The following is a 19,515-nucleotide window of genomic DNA, read 5'->3' as shown; positions in this document are numbered from 1 at the left end:
CTTAGATTACATATAAAATAGTATCAGCTTTTGTGACGACTGTCTCTTCTGTTGGGACAATCTCAACAAATTCTGCAGTATTTGTCACCACGACTGGTGTTGTAATATCATAGCCCGCATCTTGAATTTGTTTAATATCAGCCTCCATGAGTAACTCACCTTGCGTGACGTGTTGCCCTGCTTCAATATGTTGGGAAAATGGTTTGCCTTTCAAATTAACTGTATCCAATCCAAAATGAATTAACAATTCAATTCCTGTATCGCTTTTCAATCCAATAGCATGTTTAGTTGGAAAGACCGTTACAACTTCTCCAGAGAAAGGAGCAAAAATTTTACCATCGTTTGGAATAATTGCGACCCCGTCTCCTAACATTTTTTCAGCAAATGTTGGATCGTTGACACTTTCTAACGTGATTACTTCTCCAGCAACTGGACTGAATACTTTCTTTGTTCCCTTTGAACCAGATTCTAATACCTTAATTTCTTCCGTGTTAGCAGTTGCAGTCGTCGTAACCGTTGCAACTTTAGCATCACCTTCATCAATTCCAAACAGGTATGTCAAAACGAAACTAATTATAAATGAAGCAACCAACACAATCACAGCTGTATAAATATTTTGACTATCTGTTTTACTCATAAATTGAGGCATTGAAATGATTGACGGAACAGCGAACGTAAATGATTTCAAGTGCATAATTCCTGTAAATAATCCTGTAATACCACCCGCAATCATCGAAGCATATAAAGGTTTCTTATATTTAAGTGTAATTCCGTACAAGGCAGGTTCAGTAACACCCGCTAATAAAGCCGAGATACTTGCGGCACTTGCGATTTGTTTTGTATTTTTATTTTTTGCTTTAATGGCAACGGCTAAACAAGCAGCTCCTTGAGCAATATTTGCAGCTAACATTGCAGGTAAAATAAGTGAATCCGGCGAAGCAACTGATGCATTAAGGAATAGTGGCGCAAAAGCCCAATGCATTCCTGTCATCACAATTAAAGGCATAAATGCTGACATAACAATCATCGCCAACCAGCCAGCTTTAGCTTGAATGAATAAAATAATATCTGATAAATATTGACCTGCATACGTTCCAATAGGTCCAATCACAACAAGGGCCAACGTTGCTGTGATAAATAAAACTAAAAGTGGTTTTAAAATGCTTTTCATTGAAGCAGGACAAATTTTATCTACACCCATTTCAATATACTTCATAGCCCAAACCACCATCAAAATTGGAATAACTGATGATGAATAAGTGGCTAATGTAACTGGTAATCCCATAAAGTGCACACCTTTACCAGCAGCGACCATTGCAACAAATGAGGGATGAATCATAACCCCGGCAATCGTGACGGCTAACATTGGTGTCACTTTGAAATATTTAGCTGCAGTAACGGCCAACATAATCGGTAAGAAATAAAATGGTGCATCACCAAATGTTGTTAAAATTGCATACGATTGACTTTTTTCACTCATCCAACCGAGCAATGGCAATAAAATCAAAATGACTTTAACCATCCCACCACCAATTAATGCAGGAATTAACGGTGACATACAGGCTGAGATGAAGCTCGCAAAACGATTAAATAAATTTCCTTTCTCTTTCTTTGTTTCAGTTGATGATTCATCAGATGACTCTCCAACAATATTGCCCAACTTTGTAATTTCATCATAATAATCACCAACGTCGTTTCCAATAATCACTTGATATTGACCACTTTGATGATTAACTCCCATAACACCAGGTATTTCTTTAATTTTTTCATCGTCAACAATACTTTCATCTTTTAATTCGAAACGTAATCTTGTCATACAATGAATCAGTGAATGAATATTTTGTTCTTGTCCAACTTCATCATATATTTTTTTTGCTAAGTCTTTATTTTTCATTTTATGCTCTCCTTTGATATAAAAAAAAGCATGACCTAAAAAGACACGATTGCTTGTCTTTTAGGTCATGCTTAATTAAAATAACATCCCTATAAATTTTTTATTAATCTGTTAATATGCACCGTTAAATACAATAATTCTGTTCCACTTATTTCATACTGATAATGCTCACTCACAAAATTTTGAATTTGGAGTGCACAATCATATGCTTTTTGATACCGTTTCTTTATTGTATCAAGCAGTATTTGATCCTCGTCATCATCGTAATGTTTCCCTGCTAACAGTCTCTGCGCAAAGAATTTTAAGTGAGTAATGAATCGATAATAGTTCAATGATGATTCATCAAACTCCGTATGGAAATAGTCCTTCACAATATCTTCGATTTCTTTAACAATCTTGGTGACGTTATAAGCCAAGTTCTTACTATTTTCGACACCATCTATCTCTGCATTCACAAAATGCAATGCAATAAAAGCAGCTTCATCGTCTTCAAACTTAATATTCAACTCATCCGAAACAACTTTAACGGCTTTTTGACCAACCTCATATTCATCCGGATAAAACCTTGCAATATCCCATTTTAAAGGGTTTTTCAAAACAATACCGGCTTTGTATTGTTTAATTGAATTATGCATATGATCGGTTAAATTAACGTAGATTGTTTCATTAAACTTTTTACCCAATTTAATTTTAGCAAAATTAATGACTTTCTCCGCCATCATGACTTCTGGCAAAGAAACATCTATTACAAGATCTGTAAATTTATTAAGCGTGTCTTTATCTTTAATAATAAACGTTTTTTCAACTTTATCCATATCTACACTTTGACCTTGCTTTTTACCAAAAGCAATTCCAGCGCCCATTAATAATACATCTAGTCCGCTGTGATTGACGGATATCGCAGTATTATTATTTAAAACACGTTTAATCTTCATCGCTTTCACCTCAAAAAAATAGACTCATCTGTATTGGGTATAGTTTACCACCTACAAACAAGTCATGCTCAGAATTCTGATAACACCTTATTAAATCATTTATAATCATTTTAAGTCCACACATGCTTACTTCAAGAGTAATAACATTGCGAATAAGTTTAGTATAGCGTTAAATGTATCCGCTGTCAATAGCGTGTCAGAAGGTACTTTGATTCGTTATTATTAACTCACTGAAAAAAGATAATCATTCTTCTTAACTTCTTTTTGAATAGTTTTGGCAAAGCAATCATGCTCTGCAGAATTAGTAACAATTACCGGCGTTATTAAATCGAATCCCTTTTCAGCTATCGCCTGCATATCAAACTCTATCAATACATCTCCTGCATAAACATATTGTTCCTCTTCAACTAATAAATTATAAAATTCTCCATTTAAATTAACAGTATCCATTCCAATATGTATCAAAATTTCTACATCATTATCTCCGCGTAATCCAATTGCATGTTTGGTTGGTGTGGTCATAATAACATAACCATCAAATGGAGCCACAATTACTCCTTCGCTAGGCATAATTGCTAATCCATCACCCATCATTTTTTCTGAAAATAATGGATCGTTTACCTGTTCAATTGGTAGAACTGTACCTTGAACGGGACTTAATATTTTAAATGAAGAATCTGCTTTTTGAATTTTTAATTTGTTGCGTTTTCTCTTTTCAAGAACAATAGTCACAGTAAATGAAACACACACGGAAACAACTAGAATAGCTATAAAAAACCAAAAATTACTATTTAATCCAGAACCGTTTGTTGGTATATATGTTGGAATAGCAGCAATTCCTGGTGAAACTACAGCATATTGTTTCAATGAAACTAACCCAGCAAATATTCCACCAACAACCCCACCAGTAATGGCACCAATAAATGCACTACTGTAATTAATCATTACTCCAAAAACAGCTGGTTCTGTAATCCCCATCACTCCAGTAATGCCTGCTGAAAAGGCCAAGGACCGTTTTTCAACATTTTTTCTTGTAACGAAATAGCTAGCGCACCTGCACCTACAGCCACATTTGCTGCCAACATCGCGGGAAGTACAAACGAATCATAATTCGATTCAGCCATCATGGCAAACACAAGCGGAAACAGTGCTTGATTGGTTCCCGTCATAACCAATAGTGGTGTCAATCCACCTAATATTCCAACTGAAAGCCAGCCCATCTTATCAAACATAAGTCCTAATAAACTTACTATATACCCACCAACAACATTTCCAAGTGGTCCTAACAAAATAAGTGTTATCGGTACCGTTATTAAAATCACAATTAACGGTTTTAAAAAGAATTTAATTGCATCGGGTATAACCTTATCAGCCCCCTTATCAACTAAAGCCATGAATAAAACACCAAAAATAACAGGTATTGTTGTTGTATTATATGTCGTAATTGGAATTGCTAGATCAAAGAAACTTAAGCCTTTTACCCCATCAATAGCTGAATGGACTAATATAGCACCTAAAAACATCCCCATCATACCATTTATTCCAATTTTTTTCGCCGCACTATACCCTATATAAATTGGTAAGAAATAAAATCCTGCATTATTCACTGTATTAAGAATTGTATAAGTCCCGCTCGTAGTAGAAACACCAAAGAATGTAACTAATATATTTAATACCGCTGATACTAGTCCTGCTGCAACTAAAATAGGTAATACTGGAACAAAAGTCCCACTAATAAAATCTACTATTGAAGTTCCATAACTTTTTAAATTTTTCCTACGCCTTTTTTGTTGCCTAACTTGATTATCAAATTCAGATTTATTACATTCTTTATTAAAAAGTGAATAGACTTTATCAACATCTGGCCCGATAATTAATTGAACCTCATTATCTCTTTTTACTGTTCCCATGATTAATGAATTATTTTTTAACTTATCTTCATTAAATTTTGATGCATCACCCAACTTTAATCGTAATCTAGTTGCGCAATGATTTGAACTAATAATATTTTTTCTCCCCCCAATATTATCAAAGATAAAAGGAATTAAATCATCATATTTCCCCATGATACACCTCCCTATTTGTAATCGATTACATTTGAATTCTATTTTAAGAGCAAACATTGAGAGCGTTTGCTCTTTTACTTTTGGTTCTATACTTTTGAGTGTTGATGAGAAATCATTAGCACTATTTTTTCGCAAAAAAAAGAACATAAAGTTCTCACATGATAAAATTAAAGCGTCTAAACCACAATTTTAGGAGTGTGAACTTCATGTCCATTAATAATGATATCCGAAATTTACTTGATATCCAAGATAAAAATATTTTATTTTGTAAGAATGCCGTCACGACAGTGACTTACCATCAAAGAAAAATCAAAAAAGTTAATGCTGTTCTCACATATATACCGAAATGCTATGAAAGATGCGGCATTATCAATACTAATTTCACGGTTGTCAAAAATGGGACAAAAACATCTATGATCCTTTTACCACGAACAAGCCATTTTGACACCTATCTTAACTTAAAGAAACAACGTTTCTATTGTAAAGCCTGTCAGGAAACTTTTACCGCAAGGACAACTGTCATTGAACCAGGATGCCATCTTTCAATTGCTATCAAACGGTTAACTCTTCTTTATTTATCAGACATTTCTTCCATCAAAACTATTTCCAAGCGCGTTGGTATTTCTATTTCAACAACACTTCGTGTTTTGAATACACTTGAAAATCAGCATCAGACAGATTGGATGCATTTACCTGAAGTACTCTGCTTTGATGAAGTCCGTCTCACTAGTAACGTTTTAGGTGGCTTAAGCTTCATATATTTAGATGAAAAAAGTGGTAAAATTCTCGACATCTTACCAGATCGTAGACAAACGACTTTAAAATCACATTTTCTCCATTACCCTAGGGAAGTCAGAGATAAAGTAAAGTATATTGTAATTGATATGAACGCCTCTTACGAGACGGTTATTAAAACGGTCTTTCCAAATGCAGCCATCATCTTAGATCGATTTCATATTGTCCAGCTCTTCCAAAGATCCTTATCTAGTACACGGGTTAACGTCTCTAAACAATTATCATATAAGAAAGATGCGCTAGTATTAAAACGTTATTGGAAAAAATTCAACAAATATTCCGATAAACTCGATTATAAGAATTACAAACATTTTTCATTATTTAAAGGACTTTTTACTGAACAAGACTTAATGGATCGATTATTAGCTTATTCACCTGAGCTTTCTGATGCCTACGATATTTATCAAGCGATTATTCGGATCATTAAATACAAAAAGACAGAAGAATTCCTGCCCTTTCTAGAAGAACTAGAGAAGAAAGGGAACTCCAATTTATCTTTTTAAAACGTCGGTTCAATCAATAATTAAACACAAAGAACACATCCTAAACGCAATTTCTTATTCATATTCAAATGCGACACTAGAAGGCATAAATAATAAAATCAAGGTTATTAAACGCGTATCCTTCGGTTACAGAACTTTTAATTCATTCAGAAATAGAATCTTCATAACGGCATAAAAAAAACCAAAGAATCGTAAGATTCTTCAGCTTTAGTTTTATCATTTTTTGCTTCATCAACACTATTTGACATAGAGCCAAAAAGTCCTAATCACAAAGTGATCAGAAATTTATCAATTTAGTCACCAAAAACAGTTGGCGAAGAGCCAAAAAAAGGCAGCCAAAAGAAAATCCTTTTAGCTGCCTTTAAATTTAAATTATGATACCCAGTAAACAGACAAAATTGAAAACTGCTGTAAGCCCTGGTCCAATTGTTTTAAATCGATTTTTGACTAGGAACCCTATCACTGCATCAATTGCTTGAATAATAATCATCAAAGTAGAAATTACGATTAAATAACTATTGGAATGATAAAAGAATGGAACAATACTAGCAACTGCTAACGGTAGACTTCTTGAGATAGCATACATTGCGTTTATTTGTCCTGATTTTTCAGAGGTTTTCAGCAAAGCTTCAATCGAAAATCCTAAACTCACGCTAGCGCTAATCGTCGTAACAATTGCACAAACATAATAAAAATTCATCAGTTAATCCTATTTTTCTAGAATTGTAACTGTTTCAATATGTGTTGTTTGTGGGAATTGATCAACTGGTAAGATTGGTTTTGTTACTTTATAACCATCTGCCATAAATCCTTCAATATCACGAACTAATGTTGATGGGTTACAACTAATGTAGACAACCTTCTTGGGTTGCATTTTAAGCGTACTTTCGATAAATGCTGGTTCTAACCCTTTACGAGGAGGATCGACAACTAAGACGTCGGGTCTTAAGTTAGCATGACTCCAGTTTTCCATCCAGTTTTCTGCCATCCCTGTTTCGAAACGAACATTATCAATGTCATTAATTTTAGCATTTTCTTTTGCATCTTTAACGGCTTCTGAAACCAATTCTACACCGTAAATTTGACGTGCATGTTTTGCCATTGATAATGAAATTGTACCGATACCACTATAAGCATCAATTACTGTTTCGTTACCTGTTAAACCAGCGCGCTCAAAGGCTGCAGCATATAATTTTTCCGTTTGAACGGGATTAATTTGGTAGAAAGAATGTGGAGAAATTCTAAATGTTAAGCCGTTTAATTGATCTTCAATATAACCAGGGCCAAAGAGAACTTTGTTTTCGCGACCTAAGATTACATTTGTTTTTTCAGAGTTTGTATTTTGAACAATTGTTGTTACGTTTGGCAATGCTTCACGAATTGCAGCCGTAATTTCTGTAAACATTGGTAATTTCTTAGAACGTGTCACCAAAACAACCATCATTTGTTTTGAGTAATGGCCACGACGAACCATAATATGACGGATAATTCCCTTATGTGCACGTTCATCATAAGCTTCCACATGGAAACGTTGCAAGACATCACGTACAGCAACAATTGCTTTATCGATTTCTTCATCTTGAATTAAAAAATCTTCAATTGCGATAAAATCATGACTATTTTTCTTAAAGAATCCAGTCTTTAATTCACCGGCAATTTCGCGAACAGGTACTTGGGCTTTATTACGGTAGTGGAAAGGATCTTCCATACCAATAGCGTCAGATACTTCAATATCCAAATGCGCCTTTTTTAATAATTCTTGTACTTGCGCTTGCTTGAATTTCAATTGTGCTGGGTATGCCAAATGTTGTAATGGTGCAATCCCAGTTTGTGTGTATGCTGAGCCTTTTGTTTCAACGCGATCTGGACTTTCATTACGGAAAGCTAATACTTTGGCGAAACCAAAGTTCTTGCTAACTTTCATGACACGGATACTAACTTTTTCGCCTGGTAACGCATTTTCAATGAACAATGGGTAGCCGTCTACTTTGGCAACACCCATGCCTTGATAAGTTAAATCGATAATCTCTGTGTCAAATTCTTGGTTCTTTATTACTGGAGGTAGTTTTTTCATTGTTGTCCTTTCGATGTTCCTGCGTATTTACTTTATTCAACCATGTTTAACCCCTAAAAGTCAATAGGTACCAACTCTAGGAATAAAACAGGATTGAGGCCTTTACCGAGCACCTCAATCCTACTTGATTTCTTATTTATCTCTTACTTACCGATTATACCATTGCCGTCAATATCTTCACCATTCATTTTTTCGACACCTTTTACAAAATGTTCTTCAGCAGCAATTTCAGCAGCTGTGCGTCCCGATGTAATTGACGTTTCAGGTAATGCATCCGTGTTCGCAAAAATCTCAATATGTTGCTTCAAATTTTTAAACGTCATTGGTGCATCCCCGCCGTACTCACCGTCAATGTTAATCATCATTTTATTGTTATTAACTGGCTTAGCAACTAATTTAGACGTTTTAATGTAGATTACACGTTTATCATTAATATGCTTACCGCCATTTAGCACAAGTGCCATTAAATGCAACATTTCGGCGATGTTACTTGCTTTAACGACAAGTAAGGTAAACTTACCGTCATCAAGTGAGGCGTCTGGTACGATTTGTTCGAAGCCGCCTACGGAGTTCGTTAATGCTAATAAAAACATTGACGCTTTTCCCTTAAACGATCCCCCATCATATTCGAGGTTCATTTCAATTGGCTTCATTCTTGGTAACATTTCAGCACCCTTAGCCAAGTAGGCAAGGTACCCAAAAAGCGATTTAAACTGTGAAGGAACATCATAAGTTAATTCCGTTAAGAGTCCACCACCGGCAATATTAATAAAATATTTTTCCCCAGCTTGTCCAACATCCATTTTAACCGTATTTCCTTTAGCAATAACTTTTGCCGCAGCAACTGGATCATCCCTAGGTATTTTTAAGGCCCGAGCATAATCGTTAGTTGTTCCAGCAGGTATAACACCCAATTTTGGTCGGTGCTTAAGTCCGGCAATCCCATTAGCAACTTCGTTAATGGTTCCGTCACCACCGGCAGCGATGACTAGATCAAACCCTAATTGGGCAGCGCGTGTTGCTTCATCACGCGCTGAATGTTTTTTAGCCGTTGTAGCATAAGCACTTGTTTCGTATCCCGCATTTTCAATAATGTCTAGGATACTCACAAGATCACTTTTTAAAGCCTCACGACCAGATGTTGGATTATAAATAATTCTGGCTCTTTTTCTCATTCCGTTCCTCCACATGAATCTTATTTTAATAAGATTATCTTAGCTTCAATGAGGCCATCAATAATTGATTAACCACATTAGGATTTGCTTGTCCTTGTGTTTGCTTCATGATTTGTCCAATTAAGAATCCAACAGCGCGGTCTTTACCGTTTTTGAAATCTTCGATTGATTGTTCATTATTATCCAAAATACCATCAATAATAGGTTGTAACTTGGTAGGATCAGAAAGTTGAACAAGGCCCTTAGACTCAACCCACGCTTTAGGTTCGCTCCCATTTTTAATAATTTCTTGGAAAACTTTTTTAGCAATCTTACTTGATATTGTTTCATCAGTAATTAAATTGATCATGCCGGCAAGATTTGCTGGTGTTAATTTAGTATCTTGCAAGTTTAATTTATTCGTATTCATAAAGGCATTCACTTCACCCATTAACCAGTTAGCGGCTAATTTAGGGTCGGCCTTTAATTGAATTGTCTCTTCAAAGAAATCTGACATTTCTTTTGTTTGTGTTAAGACTTCAGCATCATATTCGGGTAACCCTAATTCACTTGCATAACGCGCACGACGTTTATCAGGCATTTCTGGAATTGAATCTTTAACTTCTTGAATCCAGTCATCGCTAATATGAATTGGTGGGATATCTGGTTCTGGGAAGTAACGATAATCGCTAGCTCCTTCTTTAACACGCATTAAAATAGTTGTTCCAGTTGGTGCGTCAAAACGACGTGTTTCTTGTTGTACAATACCACCAGACATCAAAACATTCATTTGACGTTTTTCTTCAAATTCAAGTCCTTTACGGACATTTTCAAATGAGTTTAAATTCTTCATTTCAGTTTTTGTCCCATAACCTGGTTGACCAATTGGATTGATTGAGATATTAACATCAATTCGCATTGACCCTTCTTCCATCTTCACATCTGAAACACCAGTAAATTGAATAACTTGGCGTAACTTTTCAAGATAAGTGTAAGCTTCTTCAGGTGTTTTAATATCAGGACGCGACACAATTTCAATTAAAGGTGTCCCTTGACGGTTTAAATCGACATAAGAATAGCCGTTAGGATTATGCGTATTTTTACCCGCATCTTCTTCAACGTGCATTTCTTCAATCCCAATTTTTTTCGTTTCGCCATCAACTTCTATTTCTAAGAAACCATTACGACCAATTGGTTCTTCAGATTGCGTAATTTGGTAGGCCTTTGGATTATCAGGGTAAAAATAGTTCTTACGATCAAAATGATTATCTTTTGTGATTTCACAATTTAATGCTAATGCGGCACGCATACCATATTCAATTGCGCCTTTATTTGCTGTTGGTAAAACACCGGGATAACCCCAGTCAATAACATTGGTATTCGTATTAGGTTCTGCCCCGAAATCAACCTTTGAAGGCGAGAATGCTTTGGATTTAGTTTTCATTTCAATATGAACTTCAAGTCCAATTGTTGTTTCAAAATTCATTAGTTTTGGCCTCCTAACGTAGGAACTTCTTTGTGAAAATCAGTTGCTTGTTCAAACGCGTATCCAGCACGGTACATTGTTGCTTCATCGAATGATTTCGCAATTAATTGCAACCCAACTGGAAGTCCTTTTGAGAATCCAGCAGGCACTGACATACCCGGTAACCCAGCTAAATTAACTGGGATTGTTAAGATATCATTCATGTACATCGTAATAGGATCTTCAATTTTGTCACCAATATTAAAGGCCGTATTTGGCGCTGTTGGGCCAATAATTAAATCATAATCGTTGAATACATTACGGAAATCATTACAGATTAATGTTCGAACTTGGGCTGCTTTCTTAAAGAATGCATCATAAGTTCCAGCAGATAATGAGAATGTTCCTAACATAATTCGACGCTTAACTTCATCGCCAAATCCTTCAGAGCGAGAACGAACATAAACATCTTCTAAGCTCTTAACATCTTGTGCACGGAAACCATAACGAATTCCATCAAAACGTTGTAAGTTAGAAGATGCTTCAGAAGAAGCTAAAATATAGTATACGGGTACACCATATTTACTATTAGGTAAGCTCACTTCATCAACTGTTGCACCAAGTTCTTCAAATGTCTTAACGGCTTTTTGAATTGCTTCTTTAACGTCCGCATCGACACCTTCACCCAGATATTCTTTAGGTAAAGCAATCTTCATCCCCTTAATATCACCAGTCAAACCGGCAGTAAAGTCAGGAACGGCTTGTGCTGAACTAGTAGAGTCATGACTATCATTACCACTAATTGCGTTTAAAACAGCAGCGTTATCTTTAACACCACGCGTGAATGGACCAATTTGGTCTAAACTTGAAGCAAATGCGATTAATCCATAACGAGATACACGACCATAAGTTGGTTTTGTCCCGACAACGCCGTTGAATGAAGCGGGTTGACGAATTGAACCACCAGTATCTGACCCTAACGCGGCAACAACTTCTCCTGCGGCAACAGCAGCAGCAGAACCACCTGATGAGCCACCAGGAACTTTAGTTGTATCCCAAGGATTTTTTGTTGTCTTAAAAGCTGACGTTTCAGTAGAACCACCCATGGCAAATTCGTCCATGTTCGTTTTACCAATCGTAACCATTTGAGCTTGACGCATTTTTTCAATAACGGTTGCATCATAAATTGGGTTGAAATTTTCTAACATTTTACTTGCGGCAGTTGTTGTTAAATCTTTAGTCACAATATTATCTTTAACAGCAATGGGGATTCCAGCTAAAATGTTATTTGCATCGATGCCAGCGGCATCAACTGCTTTAGCTTGATTAATTGCCATTTCTTCATTCATTGCGAGGAAGGCAGAAATTTTTGAATCACGTGCTTTAATTTCGGCAAAGGTCGCCTTCGTCAACTCTTCAGAACTCATTTCTTTATTCACTAATGAGTCATGTAAACTTGATAAATCTTGTTTGAAATAATCCATGTTTAGGCTTCCTCACTTTCATCAATAATAGCAGGTACTTTGATCAACCCATTTTCACTGTCTGGTGCATTTTTAAAGAGTAGATCACGGTCCATTCCTTTTTCTGCAACATCTTCACGCATGACATTCATAACATCCGTAATATGCGTTGTAACAGGAACATCTGTTGTGTCCACTTCCGAAAGTTGTTCAGCCATTCCGATAATATCATCTAATTGACTAGTAAATACGTCTAATTCTGTGTCGCTGAGTTCTAATTTAGCTAACTCTGAGACATGCTTTACTTCTTCTTTACTAATTGACATTCAAAGCCATCCCTTCAAGATTCAAATTGGTTTTATTTTTAATAACTGGTAAATACATGCGTATAGTATGAGCTATCCTTGGCCGATTTGGCAAGGAAACTTTGGATTGTTCCATCACTACCCTTAACGGTAATATCAATTGGAATACCAGAAGCTAGATATTTTGCAGCGGTTGTTGCCAAGTACTGCGTAAAACTAACAATCTCAGTTTCACTGTAAAATTGCGAGGTAATATTAATGTGCATCCCCGTAATTGCTTTATTTTTATATTGAACCTGTGCCGTCACACCCGCTAAATTAGGGAAGAAACTCTGAACTTCCGTTTTGAAATTCGTAAATGTTGTTTCATCATTTGTATTAGGCGTGGTTGCAGATGATGTTGTTGGGAATGTGTAACTTGTAATTGACACATCTTTCCAACTATCGATGGTTGTTTTACCATTTTTATTCATAGCATATGCATAAAAGCTACCGCCAACTAAACTATCATTTGAGGCTTGTTTATACATTGCAACCATGATGGGAACACTGTCGCTGACTCCTTTTGTCTTACGAAGGCGAGCAACCACTTTATTTGCCGCTTCCTTGCCTTTTTCTTTCATTGTAGCATCAGATATTTCAGTCTTGTACTGCGCACCATATTCTTCTTTTTGGTAATAATCGACTGAATTCATCCCGATACCTAAAGATATACCTGCAAGAGCCATTTTGTTATCTTTTTTTGTCATAAAATCTTGTTCTTCAAGCTGTTGAACGTACATTGGATTACGTTCTGTTTCACCCGTCTTGCCGTTATCTTTAGGATTTAACCCCTCACTATTTGATCCAGATTCGCGTGATAACCAGTTTTGAACGGTTTCTTTTGATAGATATTGACCTTCTTGAAAAATGTAATCATTAGTTGCAAATTGGCTTTTTGATAAATCTAATAAACCAGATTCAAAACTTTTCAAATTCAAGACATTCTCATTTTGTGTCAATGCCACGCCTCTTGACTTACTCGTCAAGTATTTACCGCTTTTAATAACACCTTCATAGTTACTATCACTTGTTTGTCCGGTTGTCTGGTAACCCGAACTTGAGTTATTTTTAGAAATACCTGACGCGCCTGACGATGACGCAACGTTGCCACAAGCTGCCAAGACAATCAGTGAGAAACTCAGCATAAGTCCAATTTTAATTTTTTTCATGTTATGCTCCTTCCATAATCGAAATGAACTTTTGTTCATCCCAGATTTCAATTTCTAGTTGCTCGGCTTTCGTCAATTTACTTCCGGCATCATGTCCAGCAACTAATAAATCCGTATTTTTTGAAACACTTCCTACAACGGAAGCACCGTGTGCTTCAAGCCATTTCTTAGCATCATTGCGTTTCAATTGGTCAAGGGTTCCCGTTAGGACGACTTTTTTACCCATCACAGGACTTCCCTCAGCCACTTCTGCAATTTCTTCAGCCGTTTGGCCTAAAAAGGTTAAATTAACTTGCGCATTATCTAACTCGGTTACCAATTCATGAACCTGTTCATTTGCAAAATACGTTACAAGGCTGTCAGCAATAACTTGTCCAATCGAATCAATTGTTAAAACTTCTTCAGCCGTCACAACCATTAACTGATGAACTGTTTTAAATTCAGCCGAAACTAAACGTGCCGCCTTAGCGCCAACATGTCGAATACCCAATCCAAATAGCAAACGTTCCATGGAATTTTGGCGACTGTTGTCTATGGCCTGCAACAATTTATTAACAGATTTTTCTTTAAAATTATCTAATGTTAATAGCTGATCCGCAGTTAGTTGGTACAAACCTGCAACATCCGTGATTAACTTAGCTTCAAATAATTGTTCAACAATCTTAGGTCCGAGTCCATCAATATTCATTGCATTTCGAGAAGCAAAATGAGCTAAGCTTTCTTTGATTAGGGCAGGACACTTTGGATTAATACAGCGCAATGCAACTTCTTCATCCAAATGAACTAATAATGCATCACAAACGGGACAATGCGTTGGTAATTCATAATCAGCACTATTGGCTGGACGTTCGCTTAAAACAACTTCAGATATTTCTGGAATGATGTCTCCGGCCTTGTGTAACATAACAGTATCGTTAATCCGAATATCTTTTTGTTTAAGTAAATCACCGTTATGCAGGGATGCCCTAGAAACCGTTGTTCCTGCCAATTGTACTGGATTCATAATTGCCGTCGGTGTCACAACACCCGTTCGACCGACTGTCCATTCAATGTCTAAAACAATTGTCTCCTGTTCATCGGGAGGGAATTTGTAAGCAATTGCCCATTTTGGTACTTTAACTGTATTCCCAACTTCATCATGAATCGTAAACAAGTTGGCCTTCAGTACAATACCATCAATATCGTAAGATAAATCATGGCGTTTTGCTTGGTATTCAGTAATATATGCCGATATTTCCGTCATATTGTTAGTCACGCGCGACTCGTTATTTGTTCTAAATCCAAGTTCAGTCAAACGTTTTAAAGCTTCACTTTGCGTTCTTACGTTTAATAGTTCTGGATTAACCAAGTAATAAATAAAAGTACTTAATTGGCGTTGTGCTGTTTCAGCCGTGTTTAATTGACGCAAGCTACCTGCCGCCGCATTACGCGGATTAGCAAAGGTTGCTTCTCCAGCTTCTTCACGTCGTTTATTTAATGCAACAAATGCTTTTGTTGGCATATAACACTCACCACGAACCTCAAGTGAAATAGGTTCCGTCAATGTCAACGGGATAGATTTAACCGTTTTAAGATTCTCAGTTATATCTTCACCAATTGTCCCATCTCCACGAGTTGATCCTTTAATAAATACACCATTTTCATACGTTAATGAAATTGCTAACCCGTCGATTTTAAGTTCAGCATTATAGCTAACTTCAGATCCAACTGATTTTTGTAATCGTTGGTCAAATTCAGACAGCTCTTCAATGGAAAAAACATCTCCCAATGACAGCATCGGAATCTCGTGCGTTACTTTTTCAAATCCAGGAAGTACTTGTCCACCAACTCGTTGTGTCGGTGAGTCGGGTGTCACTAAACTCGGAAAGGTTTGCTCAAGTTCCGTTAGCTGCCGGTAACTTTCATCATAAACATGGTCTTCAACCGTTGGCTGATCAAGGACATAATATTGACGCGTCCATTCGATTAAATCAGTTCTCAATTGATTAATTCTATGAGTTGCTTCTTCTAATGTTATCTCTTGATTTGACAAACTTGAGCCCTCCCTTATTTAGTCAACTTTTTTTGTAATGGGCGCAAACGCTGTTAATAAACGTTTAATTCCCTGTTCTTTGAAGGCAATATCTAGTTCAGCATCAGATCCAGAGCCCGAAACCTTAACGATTGTTCCGGTTCCCCAAGCCTTATGCTCAACTTTTTCGCCAATTCGCCAAACAACTGAATCTGCCCCGGTTCCATTATCACGTTCAATTGTTTTAGCAGGACGTCGATAGGTCGTGGCCGTTGCACGTTGATTTGAAAATGATGAGCGACCACTTGATGGTGCTGCCATTTGGTTGTCTAATTCAAGCAATGAATCATCGATTTCACCAATAAAACGTGATGCCTGATTACTTTGACGGCGACCATATAACATTCTTGAATATGCATTGGTTAAGTATAATTTACGTTCTGCACGTGTGATACCTACGTAGGCCAAACGGCGTTCTTCCTCAAGTTCATCATCTTCTAACATGGCACGAGAAAGTGGGAAAATCCCCTCTTCCAATCCCATTAAAAAGACAACTGGAAATTCAAGTCCTTTTGCAGCATGTAAGGTCATTAATGTCACTTCTTCGGGTTCTTCCGCAATGTCATCTTGTGCGGAAACCAAAGCCAAGTCGGCTAAGAAATCAACATACCGGTCACTGTCATCTTCTTCAGCTTCCCAGCGATCATCAAATTGTTGGGTCACAGACAAAAATTCCTCGACATTTTCAAGTCGTGTTTCATTCTCAATTGTTTTTGTCTTTTTCAAACTAGCTTCGTAGCCAGATTGCTTTAAAATTTCTTTGGTTAATTCAGTTACGTTTAAAAACTCACGCATTTTTTGCAATCCACGAATCATGACGGCAAACTCTTGAAGCGATTTTCCAGCTTTACCAGAGATATTAGCAAGTGCTGAATTTTCAGCACCTTCAAGCATTGTCCAATTATTCATCTCTGAAAATTCACGTAATTTATCAACGCTACTTGCACCAATTCCACGTTTTGGCACGTTCACAACACGATCAAAACTCATTGAATCCTGATCGTTAGCAATTAACCGAATATAGCCTAAGATATCTCGAATTTCTAAACGTTCATAGAACTTATGTCCACCGACCATTTTGTAGGGAACATTAGATTTTAAGAACGTTTCTTCAATCACACGTGACTGTGCATTCGTTCGATATAAAATGGCAAAATCGCCGTAATTTAAATGGTTTTCTTTAATTTGTTCTTGGATTTTTTCAACCACATAATGTGATTCATCGTTTTCACTTTGACCACGATAATAAGAAATTTTCTCGCCGGCTTTATTGTCGGTCCAAAGACTCTTGTCACTCCGGTTTGTATTATTCCCAATTACTGAGTTAGCTGCGTCTAAAATTGTTTTTGTTGAACGATAATTTTGTTCCAATTTAACGACAGCGGCATTCGGATAATCTTTTTCAAAGTTCATAATGTTATCCATGTTCGCACCACGCCACCCATAAATACTTTGGTCCGCATCCCCAACAACACAGAGATTTTTGAAACGTTCAGCTAACATATTAACTAATGTATACTGTGCTTCATTTGTATCTTGGTATTCATCAACATGAATATATTGAAATTTATTTTGGTAGAAAGCTAACGTTTCTGGTTTTTCTTTAAATAAACGAATTGTTAACATAATTAAGTCATCAAAATCAACGGCTTGATTTGAACGTAATTCTCTTTGGTACGCCGTGTAAACTTTGGCAACCATTTGTTCAAACATGCTCGCAGCACGTTCAGCATATTCTGTTTCCGTTAATAAATCATTTTTGGCATTCGAAATAGCGCCCAAAAATGATCTTGGCGTAAATTTTTGTGGATCAATATTCTGTTCTCTTAGAATACGCTTTATTAAAGTCGTTTGTTCACCTGTATCAGTAATCGAAAAAGCACGATTATAACCAATTTGGTCAATATCGCGTCTTAAAATACGGACACAAAGTGCATGGAAAGTTGAGACCCAAACATCTTCAGCGCCTTTATCAAGCAACTTGTTAACACGTTCACGCATTTCTTTCGATGCTTTATTTGTAAACGTAATAGCTAAAACATTCCACGGGTTTACCCCTTTTTCTTCAATTAAATAAGCAACGCGATGCGTTAATACCCGCGTTTTTCCACTTCCGGCTCCGGCCATAATTAAAAGTGGTCCTTCAGTTTGTAGGACAGCTTCTTTTTGTTTGTTATTCATTCCGTTCAATAAGCTTTCAGTAGTCAAATTAGTCAACCCTCTCTATAAATCAGTCATTATTTATTATAGCAAAAAAACGTCTTAACTTCTTTAATTTTTGTTTAATAAATACTAGTATTAATCCATAAAAAAGGATGAATCACTTTGAATCGATTCATCCCCTCATTTATATTTAATTTATTGATTCTTTTTTATCCCAAATACCCGTATCTTCAATTTGGTTTAATGCTTCACGAACCGAATCAGACTGTACTAGGATATGACCAGCACGTTCCAATTTATGATTTTCTGGGTAACGATAAAAATGATAATACCAATTATTTTTAAGAACCCACTGCGTCTTTAAATCAGCCCGTTCTTCTTCCTTTAATGACACCATGACAGTCGGTGCGAGGAATTTAACTTTTGATAATGGTAACCCACAAATTGCACGCAAATGTTGTTCATACATTGTAACATTAGTCGCCTTATCGAAAACATAACCCGATTGGTGCATGGCAGGTACAATGCGTTTCACATAAATCGTACCAGATTTCGTAACAAAAAAACCGATTTCTAATGCGCCGGTGTAGTCCAAATTCTCCGTAATTTTAATGGCAATTTTGTGAATTTCAGCAGAAATTTCAGAATCCAGATTAGCCGGTACAATCGATTGGTGTAATCTATGATCACGATACTTATTCTCAACTGCTGGAAAGAAATTAATTTCCTTACCATTCTTAATTAACACCATCGAAATTTCTTGCTCATAAGGTATCCATGACTCTAAAATATAAGTTCCACGTTCAACTAGATAAGCTGCGTCAGAAATATCGGCTTGAGTTTTAAGCACACTTTGATAACTCTTGCCAAATCCTTTTTGAATGGGTTTTAATACACTTGGATAACCAATTGAAAGCACTGAATTATACACGTCTTCAAGTGATACAATCGTTTCAAAAGGCGGAATATTAACATTTATTTGATCAAAAAACGCTCTTTCTAATAAGCGATCTTGTACAATTTCTAGCGCGTCATATTGTTGGGGAACGTAAGTATATTTTGAAATGTATTCAATGACTTCCGAGCTGACGTGTTCAGACTCATACGTCACAACATCTGCTCGTTCGGCAAATTCTTTCAATTTATCTTTATCGTTCATCTTACCCACAACGGAATAATCCGCTAATTGAAGCGTTTCACTGACTTCATTTTGACTATATGCTGCGATTTTGAATCCTAAATTTCTTGCAGCCATGGCCAACATTGCGCCCGTTGGACTATCACCAATTATTCCTAAAGTACTTCCAGGAAAGATAACTTTTTTCTCCACTATATGTTCACTACTTTCTACTTTGGCTTTATACTCTTAATCATACTGGTATCATGTGGGGCAAGCAAGGTTTAACCTTCTTTATT

Annotated in this window: 16 protein-coding genes; 2 read left to right on the top strand and 14 right to left on the bottom strand. The window is 36.4% G+C overall.

Features of this window, described 5'->3' with window-relative positions:
• Position 1: 1 nt before the first annotated feature.
• The 4 genes from N0K73_RS03670 to N0K73_RS03655 all read right to left on the bottom strand — a co-directional run bounded on the left by N0K73_RS03670 (position 2) and on the right by N0K73_RS03655 (position 4,895).
• Entirely contained in the window at positions 2–1,894 is a 1,893-nt protein-coding gene (locus N0K73_RS03670; RefSeq protein WP_284068609.1) for a beta-glucoside-specific PTS transporter subunit IIABC, read from the bottom strand.
• Between the two features lie 89 nt (positions 1,895–1,983).
• Positions 1,984–2,829 (bottom strand): BglG family transcription antiterminator LicT, encoded by an 846-nt coding sequence (gene licT / locus N0K73_RS03665; RefSeq protein ID WP_112250546.1) that lies wholly within the window; start codon positions 2,827–2,829, stop codon positions 1,984–1,986.
• 222 nt (positions 2,830–3,051) lie between these two features.
• Positions 3,052–3,807 carry a glucose PTS transporter subunit IIA gene (locus N0K73_RS03660; RefSeq protein WP_225416492.1) on the bottom strand — a complete coding sequence of 252 codons (756 nt, stop codon included), beginning with the start codon at positions 3,805–3,807 and terminating at the stop codon, positions 3,052–3,054.
• The gene (locus N0K73_RS03655; protein WP_225416493.1) at positions 3,807–4,895 is read right to left on the bottom strand and encodes a PTS transporter subunit EIIC; all 1,089 of its coding nucleotides are present in this window, start codon (positions 4,893–4,895) and stop codon (positions 3,807–3,809) included. The genes N0K73_RS03660 and N0K73_RS03655 overlap by 1 nt, the downstream gene beginning before the upstream one ends.
• 206 nt (positions 4,896–5,101) lie before the next feature.
• Between N0K73_RS03655 and N0K73_RS03650 the strand changes: the two genes are divergently transcribed.
• Together N0K73_RS03650 and N0K73_RS08305 are read left to right on the top strand one after the other, a co-directional pair.
• Positions 5,102–6,193: an ISL3 family transposase gene (locus N0K73_RS03650; protein ID WP_181647389.1), complete on the top strand. Its 1,092-nt coding sequence runs from the start codon at positions 5,102–5,104 to the stop codon at positions 6,191–6,193.
• Positions 6,180–6,368 carry a transposase gene (locus N0K73_RS08305; protein ID WP_112250671.1) on the top strand — a complete coding sequence of 63 codons (189 nt, stop codon included), beginning with the start codon at positions 6,180–6,182 and terminating at the stop codon, positions 6,366–6,368. The genes N0K73_RS03650 and N0K73_RS08305 overlap by 14 nt, the downstream gene beginning before the upstream one ends.
• Before the next feature lie 192 nt (positions 6,369–6,560).
• Here the strand turns inward: N0K73_RS08305 and N0K73_RS03645 are convergent, their stop codons facing one another.
• The 10 genes from N0K73_RS03645 to N0K73_RS03600 all read right to left on the bottom strand — a co-directional run bounded on the left by N0K73_RS03645 (position 6,561) and on the right by N0K73_RS03600 (position 19,429).
• Complete coding sequence (locus tag N0K73_RS03645) at positions 6,561–6,893, bottom strand: hypothetical protein (protein ID WP_112250550.1); 333 nt, start codon at positions 6,891–6,893, stop codon at positions 6,561–6,563.
• Positions 6,894–6,902: 9 nt separating this feature from the next.
• The gene (gene rlmD, locus N0K73_RS03640; RefSeq protein ID WP_112250552.1) at positions 6,903–8,267 is read right to left on the bottom strand and encodes a 23S rRNA (uracil(1939)-C(5))-methyltransferase RlmD; all 1,365 of its coding nucleotides are present in this window, start codon (positions 8,265–8,267) and stop codon (positions 6,903–6,905) included.
• A 143-nt stretch (positions 8,268–8,410) separates the two neighbouring features.
• A complete protein-coding gene (locus N0K73_RS03635) occupies positions 8,411–9,442 on the bottom strand; it encodes a diacylglycerol kinase (protein ID WP_057974425.1) in 1,032 nt (343 codons plus the stop codon).
• A 34-nt stretch (positions 9,443–9,476) separates the two neighbouring features.
• Positions 9,477–10,907 (bottom strand): Asp-tRNA(Asn)/Glu-tRNA(Gln) amidotransferase subunit GatB, encoded by a 1,431-nt coding sequence (gene gatB / locus N0K73_RS03630; RefSeq protein WP_112250554.1) that lies wholly within the window; start codon positions 10,905–10,907, stop codon positions 9,477–9,479.
• The gene (gene gatA, locus N0K73_RS03625) at positions 10,907–12,370 is read right to left on the bottom strand and encodes an Asp-tRNA(Asn)/Glu-tRNA(Gln) amidotransferase subunit GatA (RefSeq protein WP_112250556.1); all 1,464 of its coding nucleotides are present in this window, start codon (positions 12,368–12,370) and stop codon (positions 10,907–10,909) included. The genes gatB and gatA overlap by 1 nt, the downstream gene beginning before the upstream one ends.
• Positions 12,371–12,372: 2 nt before the next feature.
• Complete coding sequence (gene gatC, locus N0K73_RS03620; RefSeq protein ID WP_057974428.1) at positions 12,373–12,675, bottom strand: Asp-tRNA(Asn)/Glu-tRNA(Gln) amidotransferase subunit GatC; 303 nt, start codon at positions 12,673–12,675, stop codon at positions 12,373–12,375.
• 38 nt (positions 12,676–12,713) lie between these two features.
• Positions 12,714–13,865: a CamS family sex pheromone protein gene (locus N0K73_RS03615; RefSeq protein ID WP_112250558.1), complete on the bottom strand. Its 1,152-nt coding sequence runs from the start codon at positions 13,863–13,865 to the stop codon at positions 12,714–12,716.
• 1 nt (position 13,866) lies between these two features.
• Positions 13,867–15,897: an NAD-dependent DNA ligase LigA gene (gene ligA / locus N0K73_RS03610; protein ID WP_112250560.1), complete on the bottom strand. Its 2,031-nt coding sequence runs from the start codon at positions 15,895–15,897 to the stop codon at positions 13,867–13,869.
• Between the two features lie 18 nt (positions 15,898–15,915).
• Entirely contained in the window at positions 15,916–18,144 is a 2,229-nt protein-coding gene (gene pcrA / locus N0K73_RS03605; RefSeq protein WP_225416494.1) for a DNA helicase PcrA, read from the bottom strand.
• 145 nt (positions 18,145–18,289) lie between these two features.
• The gene (locus N0K73_RS03600) at positions 18,290–19,429 is read right to left on the bottom strand and encodes a 5-(carboxyamino)imidazole ribonucleotide synthase (RefSeq protein ID WP_112250562.1); all 1,140 of its coding nucleotides are present in this window, start codon (positions 19,427–19,429) and stop codon (positions 18,290–18,292) included.
• Positions 19,430–19,515 lie beyond the last annotated feature (86 nt).

The organism is Dellaglioa algida (genome assembly GCF_030127605.1).
GTDB classification, from domain to species: Bacteria; Bacillota; Bacilli; order Lactobacillales; family Lactobacillaceae; genus Dellaglioa; species Dellaglioa algida.
This window is presented reverse-complemented; position numbering and strand designations above follow the sequence as displayed.